The organism is Phenylobacterium sp. NIBR 498073 (genome assembly GCF_027286305.1).
Classification (GTDB): Bacteria; Pseudomonadota; Alphaproteobacteria; order Caulobacterales; family Caulobacteraceae; genus Phenylobacterium.
Map to the genome: position 1 here is coordinate 547,428 of NZ_CP114599.1, position 15,678 is coordinate 563,105.

At 70.1% G+C, this 15,678-nt stretch carries 23 protein-coding genes; 11 read left to right on the forward strand and 12 right to left on the reverse strand.

All coding sequences use genetic code 11. The features are described from left to right. The first annotated feature begins 4 nt into the window (after positions 1 to 4). Positions 5 to 694 (forward strand): histidine phosphotransferase family protein, encoded by a 690-nt coding sequence (locus O4N75_RS02770; RefSeq protein ID WP_348649518.1) that lies wholly within the window; start codon positions 5 to 7, stop codon positions 692 to 694. Between the two features lie 45 nt (positions 695 to 739). Here the strand turns inward: O4N75_RS02770 and O4N75_RS02775 are convergent, their stop codons facing one another. Together O4N75_RS02775 and O4N75_RS02780 are read right to left on the reverse strand one after the other, a co-directional pair. Next, complete coding sequence (locus O4N75_RS02775; RefSeq protein WP_269627862.1) at positions 740 to 1,156, reverse strand: DUF805 domain-containing protein; 417 nt, start codon at positions 1,154 to 1,156, stop codon at positions 740 to 742. A gap of 92 nt (positions 1,157 to 1,248) precedes the next feature. Further along, complete coding sequence (locus O4N75_RS02780) at positions 1,249 to 2,601, reverse strand: amidohydrolase family protein (RefSeq protein WP_269627863.1); 1,353 nt, start codon at positions 2,599 to 2,601, stop codon at positions 1,249 to 1,251. A gap of 76 nt (positions 2,602 to 2,677) precedes the next feature. Here O4N75_RS02780 and O4N75_RS02785 point away from each other — a divergent pair, with 76 nt between their 5' ends. The 4 genes from O4N75_RS02785 to O4N75_RS02800 all read left to right on the forward strand — a co-directional run bounded on the left by O4N75_RS02785 (position 2,678) and on the right by O4N75_RS02800 (position 5,627). Beyond that, a complete protein-coding gene (locus tag O4N75_RS02785; RefSeq protein ID WP_269627864.1) occupies positions 2,678 to 3,064 on the forward strand; it encodes a VOC family protein in 387 nt (128 codons plus the stop codon). 67 nt (positions 3,065 to 3,131) lie between these two features. Further along, complete coding sequence (locus O4N75_RS02790; RefSeq protein WP_269627865.1) at positions 3,132 to 4,010, forward strand: TauD/TfdA family dioxygenase; 879 nt, start codon at positions 3,132 to 3,134, stop codon at positions 4,008 to 4,010. Between the two features lie 63 nt (positions 4,011 to 4,073). Then, positions 4,074 to 4,886 (forward strand): SDR family NAD(P)-dependent oxidoreductase, encoded by an 813-nt coding sequence (locus O4N75_RS02795; RefSeq protein WP_269627866.1) that lies wholly within the window; start codon positions 4,074 to 4,076, stop codon positions 4,884 to 4,886. A gap of 69 nt (positions 4,887 to 4,955) precedes the next feature. Next, entirely contained in the window at positions 4,956 to 5,627 is a 672-nt protein-coding gene (locus O4N75_RS02800) for an MOSC domain-containing protein (protein ID WP_269627867.1), read from the forward strand. Here O4N75_RS02800 and O4N75_RS02805 read toward each other — a convergent pair. Beyond that, the gene (locus tag O4N75_RS02805) at positions 5,624 to 6,349 is read right to left on the reverse strand and encodes a glutathione S-transferase N-terminal domain-containing protein (protein WP_269627868.1); all 726 of its coding nucleotides are present in this window, start codon (positions 6,347 to 6,349) and stop codon (positions 5,624 to 5,626) included. The genes O4N75_RS02800 and O4N75_RS02805 overlap by 4 nt on opposite strands. A 179-nt stretch (positions 6,350 to 6,528) precedes the next feature. Between O4N75_RS02805 and O4N75_RS02810 the strand changes: the two genes are divergently transcribed. Next, entirely contained in the window at positions 6,529 to 6,894 is a 366-nt protein-coding gene (locus O4N75_RS02810; RefSeq protein ID WP_269627869.1) for a response regulator, read from the forward strand. Continuing rightward, positions 6,891 to 7,718 carry a protein-glutamate O-methyltransferase CheR gene (locus tag O4N75_RS02815; protein ID WP_269627870.1) on the forward strand — a complete coding sequence of 276 codons (828 nt, stop codon included), beginning with the start codon at positions 6,891 to 6,893 and terminating at the stop codon, positions 7,716 to 7,718. The genes O4N75_RS02810 and O4N75_RS02815 overlap by 4 nt, the downstream gene beginning before the upstream one ends. Before the next feature lie 113 nt (positions 7,719 to 7,831). On the opposite strand, the gene O4N75_RS02820 is transcribed toward O4N75_RS02815, so the two are convergent. From O4N75_RS02820 to O4N75_RS02835, 4 genes are read right to left on the reverse strand one after another with little or no spacing between them, the layout of a single operon-like run. Continuing rightward, positions 7,832 to 7,969: an entericidin A/B family lipoprotein gene (locus O4N75_RS02820; protein WP_267233848.1), complete on the reverse strand. Its 138-nt coding sequence runs from the start codon at positions 7,967 to 7,969 to the stop codon at positions 7,832 to 7,834. 37 nt (positions 7,970 to 8,006) lie between these two features. Next, complete coding sequence (locus tag O4N75_RS02825; protein ID WP_269627871.1) at positions 8,007 to 9,731, reverse strand: sensor histidine kinase; 1,725 nt, start codon at positions 9,729 to 9,731, stop codon at positions 8,007 to 8,009. Between the two features lie 12 nt (positions 9,732 to 9,743). After that, complete coding sequence (locus O4N75_RS02830) at positions 9,744 to 10,349, reverse strand: sigma-70 family RNA polymerase sigma factor (RefSeq protein WP_269627872.1); 606 nt, start codon at positions 10,347 to 10,349, stop codon at positions 9,744 to 9,746. Continuing rightward, positions 10,349 to 10,537: a NepR family anti-sigma factor gene (locus tag O4N75_RS02835; protein WP_269629426.1), complete on the reverse strand. Its 189-nt coding sequence runs from the start codon at positions 10,535 to 10,537 to the stop codon at positions 10,349 to 10,351. The genes O4N75_RS02830 and O4N75_RS02835 overlap by 1 nt, the downstream gene beginning before the upstream one ends. Before the next feature lie 223 nt (positions 10,538 to 10,760). On the opposite strand from O4N75_RS02835, the gene O4N75_RS02840 reads away from it, so the two are divergent. Then, complete coding sequence (locus O4N75_RS02840; RefSeq protein WP_269627874.1) at positions 10,761 to 11,552, forward strand: response regulator; 792 nt, start codon at positions 10,761 to 10,763, stop codon at positions 11,550 to 11,552. Positions 11,553 to 11,572: 20 nt separating this feature from the next. Here O4N75_RS02840 and O4N75_RS02845 read toward each other — a convergent pair whose 3' ends face one another. Further along, entirely contained in the window at positions 11,573 to 11,851 is a 279-nt protein-coding gene (locus O4N75_RS02845) for a hypothetical protein (protein ID WP_269627875.1), read from the reverse strand. A gap of 20 nt (positions 11,852 to 11,871) precedes the next feature. Next, positions 11,872 to 12,072: a hypothetical protein gene (locus O4N75_RS02850; protein ID WP_269627876.1), complete on the reverse strand. Its 201-nt coding sequence runs from the start codon at positions 12,070 to 12,072 to the stop codon at positions 11,872 to 11,874. A 131-nt stretch (positions 12,073 to 12,203) separates the two neighbouring features. On the opposite strand from O4N75_RS02850, the gene O4N75_RS02855 reads away from it, so the two are divergent. Then, positions 12,204 to 12,521 (forward strand): hypothetical protein, encoded by a 318-nt coding sequence (locus O4N75_RS02855; protein WP_269627877.1) that lies wholly within the window; start codon positions 12,204 to 12,206, stop codon positions 12,519 to 12,521. 205 nt (positions 12,522 to 12,726) lie between these two features. Here O4N75_RS02855 and O4N75_RS02860 read toward each other — a convergent pair whose 3' ends face one another. Further along, on the reverse strand, positions 12,727 to 13,185 hold the full coding sequence (locus tag O4N75_RS02860) for an OmpA family protein (RefSeq protein ID WP_269627878.1): 459 nt from the start codon (positions 13,183 to 13,185) through the stop codon (positions 12,727 to 12,729). 83 nt (positions 13,186 to 13,268) lie between these two features. Beyond that, the gene (locus O4N75_RS02865) at positions 13,269 to 13,604 is read right to left on the reverse strand and encodes a YMGG-like glycine zipper-containing protein (RefSeq protein ID WP_269629427.1); all 336 of its coding nucleotides are present in this window, start codon (positions 13,602 to 13,604) and stop codon (positions 13,269 to 13,271) included. Positions 13,605 to 13,745: 141 nt separating this feature from the next. On the opposite strand from O4N75_RS02865, the gene O4N75_RS02870 reads away from it, so the two are divergent. Beyond that, positions 13,746 to 14,624, forward strand: a complete 879-nt coding sequence (locus O4N75_RS02870) for a diacylglycerol kinase family protein (RefSeq protein WP_269627879.1) — start codon at positions 13,746 to 13,748, stop codon at positions 14,622 to 14,624. Continuing rightward, positions 14,621 to 15,421 carry a metallophosphoesterase gene (locus O4N75_RS02875; protein ID WP_348649519.1) on the forward strand — a complete coding sequence of 267 codons (801 nt, stop codon included), beginning with the start codon at positions 14,621 to 14,623 and terminating at the stop codon, positions 15,419 to 15,421. The genes O4N75_RS02870 and O4N75_RS02875 overlap by 4 nt, the downstream gene beginning before the upstream one ends. 33 nt (positions 15,422 to 15,454) lie before the next feature. Here O4N75_RS02875 and O4N75_RS02880 read toward each other — a convergent pair whose 3' ends face one another. Next, the gene (locus O4N75_RS02880) at positions 15,455 to 15,628 is read right to left on the reverse strand and encodes a DUF1328 domain-containing protein (RefSeq protein WP_183771352.1); all 174 of its coding nucleotides are present in this window, start codon (positions 15,626 to 15,628) and stop codon (positions 15,455 to 15,457) included. Positions 15,629 to 15,678 lie beyond the last annotated feature (50 nt).

A 15,678-nucleotide genomic window follows, 5' to 3' on the forward strand; every position in this document is an offset into this window, starting at 1 on the left:
CGCAATGATGGACGGCGTAGACACCCCCCAACCGACCCCCGAAACCGCGCCGGAAGCCAAGGCTCCGCCGCGCACCGCCGAAGTGGCCGCCTACCTGGCCGCGCGGATGTGTCACGACTTCATCAGCCCGGCGAGCGCCATCGTTTCGGGTCTGGATCTGCTGGACGATCCCAGCGCCCAGGACATGAAGGAAGACGCGATGAACCTGATCTCGGGTTCCGCGCGCAAGCTGGCCGACCTGCTGTCCTTCACCCGCGTGGCCTTCGGCGCCTCGGCCTCGGCCGAGACCTTCGACCCGCGCGAGCTGGAGAAGCTGGCCCAGGGCGTCTTCAACCACATGCGCGCCACGCTCGACTGGCAGGTCGAGGCGCCGGCCGTGAACAAGCCGGCCGCCCGCGCGCTGATGAACCTGGCCCAGATGGCCGGCGCGGCGCTGCCGATGGGCGGGACCGCCAAGGTCCGGGCCGTGGCCCAGGACGCCACCATCGCCATCGCCGTCGAAGCGGTAGGAGCCCGCGCTCGTCTGCGTCCCGAAGTGCTGGCTGGCCTGCGCGGCGAAGGGCTGGGCGACGGCCTCCACGGCCATTGGGTCCAGGCCTACTACGTCCACCTGTTCATGGGTGACGCCGGCGGGCGGGTGTTCGCCGACGTCGCCGAGGAAAAGGTCACCTTCGCGGCGACGGTTCCGGCCTGACGCCAGCAGGGCGTCCGGCGAGGCTCGCGCCTCGCCGGCTGCTGGTCAGGCGGCGGCCGAGACCCGTCCCTTCGGATCGGGGCCGTACTTGTTGGGGCCCGGCGTGCCGTCCAGCAAATAGAAGACGATCAGCACCAGCGCGCCCAGGAACGGGATCAGTCCGATCAGGATCCACCAGCCGCTGCGGTTGGTGTCGTGCAGCCGGCGGATCGACACCGCCAGGCTCGGGATCAGCAGCCCGAGCATGATGAGGCCGTAAACGGCCCAGAGGCCCATCGCCGGCCCGCTCATCGCCGCCATGCCGACGCTGGGATCGACGAGCGCCGTCATCGAGCCGCCGACCATCCCGATGAGGATCGAGAACACGATCTCGATCCCGATCAGCAGCAGCCAGAAAAGCCAGAACTCCATCCGGCGCGCGCGGCCGGTAAAATCCGCGTACTTGCGGAGCGGTTGGAACATCAAGTCCATCGTGCCCTCCGAAGCTAAGCTAGAGAGACCCTAGCCTAACTTCGGAAGGTGACAACTCCCGCGCGTGCGGGCGCAGCTCTCGCCTAGTTCGGCGGGAACGGCGCGCGCTGGCCGCCCGCCCAGGCCACCGCACCGCGATGCATGACGAAGGTCGGGCGCTCCAGTTGGGTGACGTCGGCCAGCGGGCTCTTGGCCACGGCGATGATGTCCGCGTCCTTGCCGGCTTCCAGGGTGCCGATGCTGGCCGAGCGGCCCAGCAGGTCGGCGGCGTTGACGGTGGCGGCCTTGATCGCCTCGGCCGGGCTCATCCCGACGCTGACCATCAGGGCGAACTCCTTGCCGTTGTCGCCGTGCGCCGAGACGCCGGTGTCGGTGCCGAAGGCGATCTTCACGCCGTTGGCGATGGCCCGCTTGTGGTTGTCCATCGCCGCCTTGGCCGCGATCTCGGCCTTTTCCAGCGAGGCCTTCGAGCGGGCGCCGGCGCGGGCCTGGTCGAGGGCGGTCTTCGGGGCCAGCATGGTCGGCACGAAATAGGCGCCGGTCTTCTTGAACAGCGCGTCGGTCTGGGCGTTGCCGAAGGTGCCATGCTCGATCGAGTCGACCCCGGCGTTGAGCGCCCCGACCATGCCGTCCGTGCCGTGGGCGTGGGCGGCGACCTTGCGGCCGAACATATGGGCCGTGTCGACGATCGCCTTCATCTCGTCGTCGAACATCTGGGCGCCCAGGCCGCCGGCGACGTTCGACAGCACCCCGCCGGTGGCGGTGAACTTGATCACGTCCGCGCCCTGGCTGATCTGGGCGCGCACTGCACGGCGGCAGTCATCGACGCCGTTGCAGACGTTGTCGCCCTCGCGATGGGCGGCCTCGGTCAGGTCGCGGTTGAGGTTGTTGGAGCCGTCGCCGTGGCCGCCGGTGACGGCGATCGGGCGGCCGGCGGCCAGGATCGTCGGACCGGTCAGCAGGCCCTCGTTGATCCCGTCGCGCAGGGCGGTGACGCTGCGGATGTCGCTGCCGACGTCGCGGATGGTGGTGAAGCCGGCCTCCAGGGTGCGGCGGGCGTTGTCGACGCCGATCACCATCTCGTCCTCGAGATCGCGGTTGGCCGCCTGCATCCGCGCCCTGACCTTGTCGTCGTCGCTGAAGATGTGGACGTGGCTGTCGATCAGGCCCGGCAGCACGAACTGGTCGCGCAGGTCGACGACCTTGGCGCCGGCCTCCGGTTCGACGAAGCCGTCGCGGACGGCTTCGATCTTGCCGCCGCGGATGATGATCGTGGAGGCGCCGCGCGGCGCCTGGCCCGGCTTGTCGAGCAGCGCGCCGGCATGGATGACGGTGGCCGGCTGGGCCTGGGCGGCGGCCTGGCCGCTCGCGCCCATACTCAGGACAATGGCGGCGCCGAGAATTTTAGCGGCGGTGGGCGCCGAGACTCTACGCATGGATACTCCCCCCTTTAAAAGCGGCCTGCACTCTAGCTTCGGTGGCGCCGGGGTCTAGAGGCCAATTGGAGGTTCAATGACCCAACGCCTGGCCCTCACCGCGCTCGTCGTCCGCGATTACGACGAGGCGATCGGCTTCTATGTGAACCAGCTCGGCTTCGACCTGACGCACGACGACGACATGGGCGGCGGCAAACGCTGGGTGGTCGTCACCCCGCGCGGCTCGCAGGGCGGGCTGCTGCTGGCCAAGGCGGCGGGCGAGGTCCAGGCTGCGCGGGTCGGCGACCAGACCGGCGGCCGGGTCGGCTTCTTCCTGCATACGGACGACTTCGCCGCCGACCACGCGCGGATGGCCGCGGCGGGCGTCAGGTTCTTGGAGGCGCCACGCCAGGAACCCTATGCGACCGTGGCGGTGTTCGAGGATCTCTATGGCAACCGATGGGATCTCTTACAGCCGAAGTGAGCGCTTCTGACTCGCGCTCGCGGCCCAGGCGTTGTTTGATCCTCCCAGCCAAGAGGGAGATGGTCCGATGTCAGGCCTCACGATCCGCAAGGTGGCCGGCGCCCTGGGCGCCGAGATTTCCGGCGTCGACCTGTCCGCCGACCTGCCGGACGCCGTGATCGAGGAGATCCGCGCCGCCTTCGTCCATCACCAGGTGGTGTTCTTCCGCGACCAGACCCTGAGCCCGGAGGCCCAGCTGGCCTTCGGCCGCCGCTTCGGCCCGCTCAACATCCATCCCTATGTCGCCGGCATGCCCGGCCATCCCGACGTGATGGAGATCGTCAAGGAGCCGGGCGACAAGGTGAACTTCGGCGGCGGCTGGCACTCGGACATGAGCTTCCTGGAGACCCCGTCGATCGGTTCGATCCTCTATGCGGTCGAGATCCCGGAGTGGGGCGGCGACACCCTGTTCGCCAGCCAGGCCGCCGCCTACGAGGCGCTGTCGCCCGGCCTGAAGGCGACGCTGGAGAGCCTCAACGCCGTCCATTCCGCGGGCCGCGAATACTCCGCCCAGGGCCACTCGGCCCAGAAGCGGGCCTCGATGAAGGTGGTCGAGGCCGAGGGCGCGGTCGGCGAGTTCGTCCATCCGGTGGTCAAGGTCCACCCCGAGACCGGGCGCAAGGCGCTCTATGTGAACCCGGCCTTCACGATGCGCATCGACGGCTGGAGCAAGCGCGAGAGCAAGCCGCTGCTCGACTTCCTGTTCGAGCACTCCCGCTACGAGGCCTTCACCTGCCGCTTCGCCTGGGCGGCCGGCTCGGTCGCCTTCTGGGACAACCGCTCGGTCTGGCACTTCGCGCTCAACGACTATCCGGGACAGCGGCGGCATATGCGCCGCGTCACCGTCGACGCCTGGCCCGCCACGGCGGGCAAGCCCGCTCTCCAGCACGCGGAGGGCGTATCCTAGGCGGGGCCGAAACACCCCGTTTCCAAATAAAAACAAAGACATTTCATTAGGGAGATTTCGAGAATGGTCACCGTCAATCCGAACGGGACGTTGAAGGGCCGCGTCGCGCTGGTCACCGGCGCCAGCCGCGGCATCGGCGAGGCGATCTGCGCCCGCCTGGCGCAGGAAGGCGCCAAGGTCGTGGCCTCGGCCCGCACCGCCGAGAGCGGCGAGAGCCGCCTGCCCGGGACCCTGCAGGACACCGTCGAGCGCATCGGCAAGGCGGGTGGCGAAGCCGCCTTCATCAAGGCCGACCTGGCCCAGGCGTCCGAACGCGAACGCCTGGTCGAGGAAGCGACCGCCCTCTACGGCCCGGTCGACATCCTGATCAACAACGCCGCCATCACCTATTTCATCCCGGTCGAGGAGTTCCCGGAAAAGCGCTTCAAGCTGATGATGGAGGTGCAGGTCTACGCGCCGTTCCACCTGTCGCAGCTCGTCATTCCCGGCATGCGCGACAAGGGCGCCGGCTGGATCGTTAACATCTCCTCGCCGGCCGGGATCCATCCCAAGCAGCCTTACGGTCCAGGCCGGGGCGGCACCGTCTACGGGATGTGCAAGGCGGCGCTGGAGCGGTTCTCGACCGGCCTGGCGTCCGAGGTCTACGCCGACAACATCGCCGTCAACGTGGTCTCGCCGGGGCTGGTCGACACCCCCGGCGTCGCCGTCCACGGCCTGATCAACGAGGCCACCAAGAGCCGGGTGCAGCCGATCGAGTACATCGCCGAGGCGGTCTATCGCCTGGCCTCGGGCGACCCGCAGACGGTCACCGGCCGGGTCGACTACGCCGAGCCGCTGCTCAAGGAGCTGGATGTTCAGCCGGCCGCGCTGATCTGACGAACTGGTCTGGCCGGAGGTTCATCAGCGGACCTTCCGGCCAGACCTCTCGCCGTCTATCGCGGCCCTATGCTTCGCCTCGATCACCTGCTCGTCGGCCAGGTCGCTCCGCTTGGGCAGACCCTCAGCGGCATCGCCAAGGCGCCGGTCGCCGGCCCGCTGCGCCTGACCCCCACCGGCTTTGAGGGCGACGCCCAGGCCGACGCCCGCGTCCATGGCGGCCCGGACAAGGCGGTCCACCACTATCCGTTCGAGCACTACGAGCTCTGGCGCGCCGAGCTTGGCGCGCGTCCGGCCCTGGCCGCGCCCGGCGGCTTCGGCGAGAACCTCTCGACCCGCGGCCTTGATGAGACCCAGGTCGCGATCGGCGACGTCTTCCGCCTGGGCTCGGCGGTGATCGAGGTGTCCCAGGGCCGCCAGCCCTGCTGGAAGCTCAACCTGCGCCTCGACGTCCCGGACATGGCTCAGAAGGTTCAGTCCACCGGCCGCACCGGCTGGTACTATCGCGTGCTCGAGCCTGGCCTGGTCGCGCCCGGCGACCGGTTCGAGCTTCAGGACCGGCGCTCGCCCGACTGGACGATCCACCGGCTGTGGCGGACGCTCTATGTCGACACCCTGAACCGTGAGGAACTGGCCGCCATGGCCGCCCTCGAGCACTTGCCCGAGAGCTGGCGCAAGTACGCGCGGCGGCGGCTAGAGACGCGCCGGGTCGAGGACTGGTCCGCCCGTCTGGGCGGCTAGGCGGCGGGCGCGGGCCGGGCGCGCTGGTTGTAGAGCAGTCCGCGCCGCCGCTCCTGCTCCTGGGGGGTGATCGACGCCGGGTCTTCGCCGGGGTCGACGACCACCGCCATGCCCCGCTGCACGGCCGGGCGCGCGCTCATCTCGTCGAACCAGCGCTTGAAGTACTTGAACTCACCCATGTCGATGCCCTGCAGCTCCCAGCTGGCGGTCCAGGGGAACGAGATCATGTCGGCGATGGAATAGTCGTCGCCGGCGATGTAGCGCCGGTCGTAGAGCCGGTTGTTCAGTACGCCGTACAGCCGGTGGACCTCGTCGTTGAAACGCCGCTGGGCGTAGGACTGGTCGCCGTGCTCGGGGGCCACGCGGCTGAAGTGGCCGCGCTCGCCGAACTTCGGACCCTGATTGGCCATCTGCCAGATCACCCACTGGATGACCTCGTACTTGCCGCGCACGTCGGCGGGCAGGAAGCGGCCGGCCTTCTCGGCCAGGTAGATCATGATCGCGCCGGACTCGAAGACGCTCAGCGGCGGGCCGCCGTCGGCCGGCGCGTGGTCGACGATCGCCGGCATGCGGTTGTTCGGCGAGATCTTCAGGAAGTCGTCGGTGAACTGGTCGCCGCGACCGATGTGCACCGGCGCGACCTTGTACGGCAGCTCCAGCTCCTCCAGCAGGATCGTCACCTTCTTGCCGTTCGGCGTCGGCCAATAGTGGACGTCGATCATCGCAGGCCTCTTGCAACGGGTATGGGAAGATCAGCCTAGGCCGCGCGGGCGGCCCCTCAATCGACAATTTCTGATCCGACCCTCAGCTTCCCCGGCCGGCGCGGCCGATTTCCGCCTGGCGCCATACGGCTCCTTAACCAACCAGGCGCGAGAAACGCCACGAGAGAGGAGCGCCCAGGTTGAAGACCTGTCTCGTCGTCGACGACAGCCGCGTGATCCGCAAGGTCGCGCGCCGCATCCTGGAGGACATCGGCTTCGAGATCGCCGAGGCCGCCGACGGGTTGGAGGCGCTCGCCTGGTGTCGCGCGGCCATGCCCGACGCAGTGCTGCTGGATTGGAACATGCCGGCCATGTCGGGCATCGAGTTCCTGCGCATCCTGCGCCAGGAGCCGGGCGGCGAGCAGCCGACCGTGGTCTTCTGCACCGTCGAAAACAGCGTCGAGCGGATCCGCGAGGCGCTCGACTGCGGGGCCGACGAGTACATCATGAAGCCGTTCGACGGCGACATCATCGCTGCGAAGTTCGCGCAGGTCGGGCTGGCATGACGCTGGGTGACCGCGAACTGGTGGCTCAGCTCTGCGCGGCGCGCGCGGGCGTGCGGGTCGATCCTCAAAAGACCTATCTGATCGAGAGCCGGCTGGCGCCGCTGGCCCGTCGCGAGGGCTTCGGCAGCATCGGCGACATGCTGGCCCTGCTGCGCGAGCGGCGCGAGGAAAGGCTGGCCTGGTCGATCGTCGAGGCCATGGCCCAGTCGGAAAGCGCCTTCTTCCGCGACCGCGAGCCGTTCACCTTGTTCCGCGACGAGGTGCTGCCGTCCCTGGCGCGGCTGCGCGGCGCCGAGCCGGTGCGCATCTGGTCGGCGGCCTGCGCCTCCGGCCAGGAGGTCTATTCGCTGGCGATGATCGTCGAGGACGAGCGCGGCCGCCTGCCGGGCCTTAAGGTCGAGCTGTTCGGCACCGACATCGGCGAGCGCCAGCTCGAAAAGGCTCAGAGCGGGCTCTACACCCAGTTCGAGATTCAGCGCGGTCTGCCGATCCGCCAGCTGATCCGCCATTTCGAACCGTCGGACGACATGTGGCGGGTGTCGCCGCGCCTGCGCCAGATGATCCGCTGGCGGCGGGTCAACCTGGTCGCCGACCTCAGCACGGCCGGCCGCTTCGACGTGATCTTCTGCCGCTATGTGCTCTCGACCCTGGTCGAGCCGATGAAGGGGCGGCTGCTCATCAACCTGGCGCGGGCCCTGAGCCCGGACGGCTTCCTGTTCCTGGGCGAGCAGGAATCGGCGGCGGGGCTGTCGGACGCTTTCGAGCCGGTCGCCGGTCGACCCGGCCTGTACGCCCGCAATCCAGCCTACCGCGTCGCCGCCTAGGCCCCAGGGGCGATGGCGGACTCCGAACGCGCGAAAGCCGCCACCCGGCGCTTGTGGCGGGGTGACGGTCTCAACGCTTCGTCACGGCGGCGGGCCGCCGAATGGAAGCAGCCCTACTTCTTGGCGTCTTCGGCGGTATTGGTCACAGCCTGTCCGGCGGCCTTCACGTCCTTGCCGGCCCCGGACACGGTATTGCAGGCGGTGACGGAAAGACTGGCGGCGAGAACCGCGAGGATCACGAACTTACGCATGAGAGATCTCCCCTTGATTGCGCACCGAGGCTAACGGTCAAGCCGCGGCCTGGTTCCCTCGCGCGGCGGGGCGCCGACCGGCCTGCTCGTCCATCGGGGTGGGGAAGATCAGGCGGGCGGTGATGCCGCCCTGGTCGTTGCGTACGACCTCGGACCGGCCGCGCAGCTGACGGCCGAAGGCGGTCATCAGGGTGCGGCCGACGCCGGAAGTGGTCAGGGCGTCGGGCGGCGCATCGCCGTCGTCGCTGATCTCCAGCTCGGCCTCGTCGCCGCGGACGATGAAGTTGACCCGCAGGGTGCCGCCGCGCCCGGCGAAGGCGTGCTTCTGGGCGTTGGTCACCGCCTCGACCGCGAACAGCGCCAGCGGCGCCAGCCGGTCGGGGTCGATGACCAGGTCGTCGACGTGGATCTCGGTCCGCACATTGGCGCCGTGGCTGATGTCGGCGGCGATCAGCTGGGCGGTCAGCTCCTCAAGGAAGGTCCGCAGGTCGACCCGCTTCAGATCGGGGCCCTGGTAGAGCGCCCGGTAGATCAGGGCCAGCGCGGTGATCCGCTGGCGGGTGTCGGACATCGCCGCCCGCGCCGCCGGGTCGGTCAGGGCCCGCTGCTGCATGTTCAGCAGCGAGGAGATGACCTGCAGGTTGTTCTTCACCCGGTGGTGGATTTCGCGCATCAGGTCGTCCTTCTGCGCCAGGGATTCGCGCAAGGACGCGTCGCGTCCGACGATGGCGTCGGCCATGTCCTCCAGCGTCTCGGCCAGGTCGCGGATCTCCGGCGGGGCCTGGTCGGCCTGCACCGGCCGCACGCTGAACCGGCCGCGGGCGTAGAGCGCGGCGATGCGCTGCAGATAGGCGATCCAGCGGATCACCACCCGCTCGGTCACCACCGACACCGCCACCAGCGCCAGGATGAAGGTCAGGATCGGGAAGACGATGCTGGTCAGCGGGTTCAGCGTCGCCCACGAGAACAGCCCGCCCGAGCGCGCTGACAGGATCACGAACAGTTCGTCGCCGACCAGCGGCGCGGCCGAATAGACCCGTCGCTGGCCGCGTGCGTCGCGCGCGTACCAGACCATCGAGCCCTGTTTCAGGGCCTGGGCCCGCCAGTCGCTGGGCAGGACCGGGAAGGCCTCCTTGTCGGTGGCGTTGATATAGGTGCCCTGGCCGTCGGTCAGGGCGACCTCGGAGTGCTGCGGCAGCGAGCGGTCGGCTGTGCGCGGGGCCAGGCTCTCCAGCGAGATCACCGCCACCAGCGCGCCGTCGAAGCCGACCCGCGGATCGTGCGCGGGCACCGCCGCCAGCAGCGCCGGCACGGTGGCGTAGTTGGCGCCCGGGTCGCGGGTGATCACCAGGCTGTCGCCCTTGGACAGGCTCTGGAACCAGGGGCGGCTGGCCCGGGCCATGTCGGCCGGCACGTCGCCGGCCGCGCAGGCCACCCGGCCGCGCCGGTCGAAGCGGATCAGGTTGTGGTAGCCGGGAATGCGGTGGGTCACCTCGGCCAGCCGCTGGGCGCAGTTGAAGCCGACCGAGCCGGGGGCCAGCGTCTCCAGCAGGATGTCGGCGGCCTCCATGCGCGCGCGGGCGGTGGCGGCGCTGCGCTCCGAGGCCGCGGCCAGGTCCTCGCGCAGCTGGACGCCCTCACGCCGGAACGAGATCGCCGATTGCAGGATGCCGAGGATCAGTACGGGCAGGAGCGCGGCCGCCAGCGCCGCCGTCAGGCGGACCCGGATGGTGGAAAGCGATCCCCAGGGCGTGCCGTCCATGCTTCCGCCCTATCAGCGAGCGGTGCTCAACCGCTCCGCGTCCGCCAGGATGGCGCTCATGGCGTCGCCGGCTGCGCTTCCATCCCGCTCATAGCTCCCGTCCTCGAGAATGCTGTGCAGCGCCTTGCGCGCGCGGCTGACCCGGCTCTTCACCGTGCCGACGGCGCAGCCGCAGATCTCGGCGGCCTCCTCGTAGGCGAAGCCGCCGGCCCCGACCAGGATCAGCGCCTCGCGCTGCTCGGCCGGCAATTGGGCGAGGGACAGCCGCAGTTCGTCCAGCGCCACCGGCGCTTCGGGATCGTCCACCGCCACCAGGGTCCGCTCGGCGGCTTCCTGGTCCAGCTGGCTCTGGCGCCACGAGCGCCGCTTCTCGGAATAGAACTGGTTGCGCAGGATCATGAAGGTCCAGGCCTTCATGTTGGTGCCCATCTGGAAACTGCTGCGCGCGTCCCAGGCCTTCATCATGGCGTCCTGCGCCAGGTCGTCTGCGCTGGCCGGATCCCCGGCCAGGGTCCGGGCGAAGGCGCGCAGGTGGGGGATCAGTTTGACCAGCTCGCGCTTGAACGCGTCGTCGTCCGCCTGGGTGTTCGTCGGCCGGGCCTTGCTGTGCTCGGCCATCAGCCGTTCTCCGCTGACTTCTTGTCCGCTTGTCGAAGAATGGCGAGGAATTCCTCGGGCACAGGTTCGCTGACGACCTCGTCGAACATCTGGCGCAGGCGCACCCCAATGGCCTGTTGGCGCAGGCGGGCTTCGTCCAGCGCAGCAGGCGCTCGGCGACGGTCCTCTGTGGCACGCTGTTCTATCATGGCCTCGGCGCCCGGCTTTCGCTGAGCCCGCCCCCTCGGTTCGTCCTGGTCGCCCGTCAACGCCTCACCCCACCCAGGGTTCCAAACTGTAGACATAATAGCGCTGAGGAAAACCTCGTTCTGACGGAACCGGTTCCCAAGGCCTACGTTCGGGCACATGATGGACCTGCCCAGGGAGCCAATCCTGGTCGGCTGCATCGAACTCGAGAGGGAGGAGTTTGATTTGAGTCTTCTTGCCCGACTGGCGCCGCACCTGCCGTATGTACGGCGCTATGCCCGCGCTTTGACTGGCGACCAGACGACTGGCGACCACTATGTTCGCGTCGCGCTGGAAGCGCTTGCGGCCGGCGATCGGGTGCTGGAGGCCAATCTGACGCCTCGGGTGGCGCTGTATCACGTGTTCCACGCGATCTGGCTGACCAGCGGCGCGCAGCTCGAGGCGCCGGGCGAGGAGGGCGGCGACGACGCCAGCCAGCGGCTGATGCGCATCGCCCCGCGCTCGCGCCAGGCGTTCCTGCTCACTGCGCTCGAAGGCTTCACCCCGTCCGAGGCCGCCCAGATCCTGGGCGTGGAGTTCGGCGAGGTCGAGCGGCTGATCGCCGAGGCCCAGGCCGAGATCGACGCCGAGCTGGCCACCGACGTGCTGATCATCGAGGACGAGCCGGTCATCGCCGCCGACATCGAGGCCCTCGTCACCGAGATCGGCCATACCGTGGTCGACATCGCTGCGACCCGCACCGAGGCGGTCGACGCCGTCGCCCGCAAGACCCCGGGCCTGGTGCTGGCCGACATCCAGCTGGCTGACGGCTCGTCGGGCATTGACGCGGTCAAGGACATCCTCGCCCGTCATGACGTGCCGGTGATCTTCATCACCGCCTTCCCCGAGCGCCTGCTGACTGGCGAGCGTCCGGAGCCGACCTTCCTGATCACCAAGCCGTTCCAGCCGGAGACCGTGAAGGCGGCCATCGGTCAGGCGCTGTTCTTCCATCCGCGCAACACCCGCAAGGCGGCCTAGGCGCGCCGCGGGCGGCCGCCCTAGCGGACGCTCGCGGCCCCGTCCGGCGTCGGCGTGCTCTGCAGGGTGCCGTGGGCCGGTTCGCCGAGGTCGAACGACTGGGCCGTGCGCACCGCGCCGGCCTTGCTGGCTGGCGTCGCCGCCTGCTCGCCCGCTCGCCACGACCATGCGCCGAACAGCGCCAGGGCGGCCAGGGCGGTGGACACCGCCAGCACCCAGAACATGTGCACGCCGATGCGTCCTTGCCGCGCACGCGTCGCGTTCAGCGCGGCTCGGGTGGTGGAGCGGGTCGTGGCCATATGGCGTCGCCTCCTGAGGTCTAGAACGGCAATCGGTCGAGCGGGCCAGGGGGCGTCGGACGGGCGGCGTCGCCGCGGACCACCGACATCTGGCCGAGCAAGGCGCCGGCCAGCGCCACCGACAGGATCACCGCCAGCGCCCACCAGCGGCGGCGCAGCGAATGACCGTGATCCTCCTGCGCGCCAATTGCGCCGAAGCGCTCGTTCCGCTCATGGATCATGGCCTCTCCCCTGACCAGGCGGACGAACTTGCCCGCGTCTGGCTAACGTTCCGCAGGGGGCGGGCGTTCCGCACGCGATTTTGCGCGCCGGCGGGGTTCGACAAGCGCGCGCCGGGCCTTATCTATAGGCCATGAAGAGGACCAAGCTTTTCGCCGGCGCCTTCGCGGCGCTCACCCTGGCCGGGACCGCCCAGGCCCAGGCCCCCGCCGCGCTGGAGGGCAAGATCGTGCGCGGCCAGGACGGCGTCGTGCTCGGCGTCGTCGAGCGCGTGACCTATCGCGACAACGGCGCGCCCGCCCAGGTGCTGGTGCGGCCCAAGGGACCGCCGACCGCCGGCCCGCGCAGCCTCTCCTACAGCGCGCTGCGCCAGGAGGGCGGCGAGCTCACCGCACCGCTGACCCAGGCGGAGTTCAACGCCATGCCGGCGGTCAACGTCGCGCCGAAATAGGCCAGGCTAACCGCCGCGAAAAAAATCGCGCGGTGCGGGAACGAACCGATTTCACGTGGGTTTATGGATTGCGGAGGCGGCGACGCCCCCCCCGACTTGAGACCGGCGAACATGCCGGTCTGCCGCCTCCGCACCCCTTTTCTCGATGATGCGCACTCAAGAGGCGGGCCCTGGGCCCGCCTTTTCTTGTGGGCGCTCCTGCCCGCTAGGGCGCGGTCATCACCAGGGTGACGTCGGCGCGGCGGCGCAGCGGACGGGCCTCGCCGTCCTGGTTCACTGCGCCTTGCTGGCCGGCGGCGGCCAGGTCGAATTCCCCGGCCGGCAGGCCGGTGGCGATCAGCGTCCGGGTCACCGAGGCCACGCGCTGCTTGGACAGCTCCAGATTGGCGGCCGGCGCGCCGACCGCGTCGGCCAGGCCCAGCACCTTCACCCGCTCGACCTTGCAGGCCTTGGCCGACGTGGCAGCCTGCGACAGCACCGCGCGGCCCTCGTCGGTGACCTCGGCGCTCTCCGGCTCGAAATAGATGTGGACGGTCAGGTCCTCGCAGGCGACGGGGGTCTCGATCTTGGCCCGCGGCCCGCCGGCCGGTGTGGTGGCGCATCCGGCCAAGGCCAGTCCGGCGCCCAGCGCCGCGATCGTCCACGTCTTCGTTCCCAGACCCATGATCCCGCAGCCCTCAAAATGACGATGGACGGACAGCATAGCTGACCGTCCATCGCAGGCTAGTCTAGGTTGCGTGGTCGCGATTAACGCGGGCTGCCGTCTTCCCAGTAGTAACGGCCCGAACCGTTGTCGTAGTAGTAATATCGGCCCACGCGCTCGTCGTAATATTGGCGGCGGTTCTGGTTCTGCGCGCCGCAGCCGCCGTCCTGGCGGCAACCGCGCACCGCGCCCGCGCCGCCGCCCAGGGCCGCGCCGATGGCCGCGCCGGTCCCGGCGTCGCCGCTGCCGACATTGTTGCCGATCACCGCGCCGGCCAGGGCGCCGAGGGCGGCGCCGCCGGCGGCGTTCCGCTCGACGTTGCCGGAGGTGGTGCAGGCGCTCGCCAACAGGCCGGCGCCGGCCAGGGCCGCGAGCGGCATGAGAGATTTGGCCTTGAGCATAGGGCTCTCCTTACTTATCCCGCCGACCCCAACGCGCGCGTTACGGCAGAGTTCCGGACGGAACCGCGTCCAACCGCCGCCGTTAGGGGGCTGCTCCTATGGGGCGCTGACAGAGGACCTATGGCTCAGGCACCGAAGATATCCCGCATCGAGGCGGTGGTGAATGTCGCATCCGGCGGCGCGAACGCGCAGGACGCCGAGCAGATGCGCGCCCTGCTGGCCGGGTACGGCGCCCACGCCAACGTCCAGGTGGCCGACAGCGGCGAGATCGAGCGGCGGCTGCGCTCGGCGGTCGACGCCGCGCCCGACCTGCTGGTGATCCTGGCCGGCGACGGCACGGCCCGGGCGGCCGCCGACATGGCCGGGCCGCAAGGGCCGATGATCGCCCCGCTGCCGGGGGGCACGATGAACATGCTGCCGCATGCGGTCTACGGCGCGGTCCCCTGGCGCGAGGCCCTGACCGACGCCCTGGAGAGCGGCGTCGAGCGCGACATCGGCGGCGGCCTGATCGAGGGGCGCAGCTTCCTGGTCGCGGCGATCCTCGGGGCACCGGCGCTTTGGGCGCCCGCGCGCGAGGCGGTGCGCGAGGGCCAGCTGCGCCTGGCCTTCGCCCGCATGCGGCGGGCCTGGCGGCGGGCGTTCTCCGGACGCCTGCGCTACGCCCTCGACGACGGCCCGCGCGGCAAGGCCGAGGCCCTGGCCTTCCTCTGCCCGCTGGCCTCTACCGCTCTCTCCGACGAGGCCCAGAGCCTGGAGGCCGCGATCATCGATCCCCAGACCGTCGGCGAGGCTGCGCGCATCGGCTTCAAGGCGCTGGTCGACGACTGGCGCAACGACCCGGCGGTCCGGGCCGGCCCCTGTCGTCGGGCGCGGGTCTGGGCGGCCAGCCGGGTGCCGGCCGTGCTCGACGGCGAGCCGGTCTGGCTGGCGACCAACGCCGCGGTTGACTGGCGGCCCCAGGTCGCCCGGCTGCTGGCCCCGCGGCGGGAGGCCGGATGATCCGCATCGCCCACCTCTCCGACATCCACTTCGGCGGCGAAAACGTCGCGGCGGTGGCGGGGGCGGCGCAGGTGCTGCGTGGGGGCGAGTTCGACCTGACCATCGTCTCGGGCGACCTCACCCAGTTCGGCGCCGTGAGCGAGTTCGAGGCCGCGGCCGGGTGGCTGGCCTCGCTGCCCGGGCCGCAGCTGGTCTGTCCGGGCAATCACGACGCGCCCTACCTCGCCTGGTGGGAGCGGTTCTTCGACCCGTTCGGCCGGTTCTCGCGGATCATCGGGGCGGCCGAGGCCCAGACCTTCGCCGGCGCCGGTCTGGCGGTCTACGGGCTCAACACCGCCCGCGGCGTGCAGCCCCGCGCCAACTGGTCCAAGGGCCAGATCTCCCGCGCTCAGAGCCGTGCGGCGCTGGCCTGGCTCGCCGCGGCCCCGCCGGAGGCGCTCAAGGTGGCGGTCGTGCATCATCCGTTGGTCGAGATGATCGGCGGGCCGATGACGGGCAGGGTCTGGGGCGGGCAGGCGGCGGCCCGCGCCCTGGCCGAGGGCGGCGTCGACCTGGTGTTGTCGGGGCATGTCCACGCCCCGTTCGTCTGGCCCTATCCGTTCGCCGGCGGCGCCGCCCATGCGGTCGGGGCCGGCACCCTGTCGGTGCGCGAGCGCGGCGTGGCGCCCAGTTTCAACCTCATCGAGGCCGACGCCGGGGAGATCCGCGTCGTCGCCCAGGGCTGGACCGGTTCGCGGTTCGAGCCGCTGCGCAGCTGGGCGGTCGACCGCAGACGGCAAAACGCCCGCCCCGGCTAGGGGCGGGCGTTCCGCGTTTTCAGTACTTCGAGTCTAGAGCGCGCCGCGCCCTCGAACCAGGTGCATGACGAGGGAAACCACGAACAGCACCAGGAACACGAAGAACAGAATCTTGGCGACGCCCATCGCGGCGCCGGCAATGGAAGTAAATCCGAGTACGCCAGCGATCAGGGCGACTACCAGGAAGGTCAGAGCCCATCCAAGCATGTCGTTTCTCCGGTTATTGCGTCCGAAGATATAAACGCTTGGCCGTGCGT